This window comes from Burkholderia sp. COPS (assembly GCF_019425585.1).
In the GTDB taxonomy this organism is placed as follows: domain Bacteria; phylum Pseudomonadota; class Gammaproteobacteria; order Burkholderiales; family Burkholderiaceae; genus Burkholderia; species Burkholderia cepacia.
Genome location: NZ_WIXR01000099.1, coordinates 1 through 1177 on the forward strand (window position 1 = coordinate 1; position 1177 = coordinate 1177).

Consider the following 1177-nt stretch of genomic DNA (forward strand, 5'->3'; position numbering starts at 1 on the left):
GCCGCCTGCATCGCCTTGATCTTGCCCGGCAGCTGCGGCGCCGGCGCGTTCGTGAACGTGACGCTCGACACGAGGGTCGGGTTCTTGTCCCTGAAGGCTTCGATGACCTTCTGCGTGAGTTGCAGGTTGCCCGCGACATCGACGATGTTCAGCGATACGGGGGCGGCAACGGCTGCCGAGGCCGACAGCGTGAAGCCCACGGCGAGTGCGATCCGGCGGACACGGCGAGCGATCGTGGTGGCGTTCATGTCTCCTCACTTCGGTCGGTGGATGGGACCTTTCTTTTCAGGAAATCATGACGGCGTTATACGATGTCGGTCAACAAAAAACCGAGGTGGCCGGGGCGGGACTTTCCCTGACAAAAACCTTCCGGTGAGTGCCAGTTTGATTACCCGGCAAGATGGGCCGGGATCGCGGCTGGATGCCCAGTCGTCTTGCGACGTCATATCTCTGCTGGGGCAATCCCGGCGAAGTGGATTCAACTGGCCCCGACTGGATCGGGGCAGTCAGCGTTCGGCAGGCCCGGCAAATCAGCGGTTCTTCAGCGCGATCAACACGTCCCGGTGGCCGGAAATGACTTTTCGCGCCGCGCGGGACGTCGTCCTCCTCGGCTTCGGTCGAAGCCTTGGCCTCGCGGGTAGGACGGATGATCGTGCGGGGTTTCAACGCAACGCCGTACAGCACCTTTCGTTTGGGATCCTTGACGGCATTCTGCAAAAAATGACAGCGATCGGCCGCTTGTCCGTCAATCGGACGGAGCGGTCGCGTCGCTGTCAGTCATGGCGCCCGATGATTGGACGAAAACGGCCCGAGGACGGCAAACCATGCCCGAATATCAATTCCTCAAGACTGAATCGCCTTCACCCAACGCCATCACCTCGCCGATCAACCGTTCCGCATCACGCCACTCGCCATACCCCGACGCCGGATTCAGGTGCCCCACTTCGCCGAGATCGACGAGCCTGCTGCCCCACCCTGCCGCCAGCGTTTCGATGCGATCGAAGCGCGCGAGCGGATCGTTGCGGCTCGCGGCGACGATGCTCGGAAACGGCAGCCGCCCGGTCGGTACCGGCGTCCAGCCGTGCGCGTCGATCGCGTCGGGCTCCGGATAACCGGCGGGCATCGGCGTCCCCACACCCGCCCGCCCCCCCAGCCGCGCCCCCGCGCGCCCCGCGCG

The 1177-nt window shown here is 64.5% G+C and carries 1 protein-coding gene and 1 pseudogene; both read right to left on the reverse strand.

Translation table 11 applies throughout. The features are described 5' to 3' along the window. Positions 1-248 (reverse strand): annotated as a pseudogene (locus FOZ70_RS37690) (ABC transporter substrate-binding protein); the annotation flags it as partial. Between the two features lie 587 nt (positions 249-835). Further along, positions 836-1177: alpha/beta hydrolase (locus FOZ70_RS37695; protein WP_219707905.1), on the reverse strand; the 342-nt coding region annotated here is incomplete at its 5' end.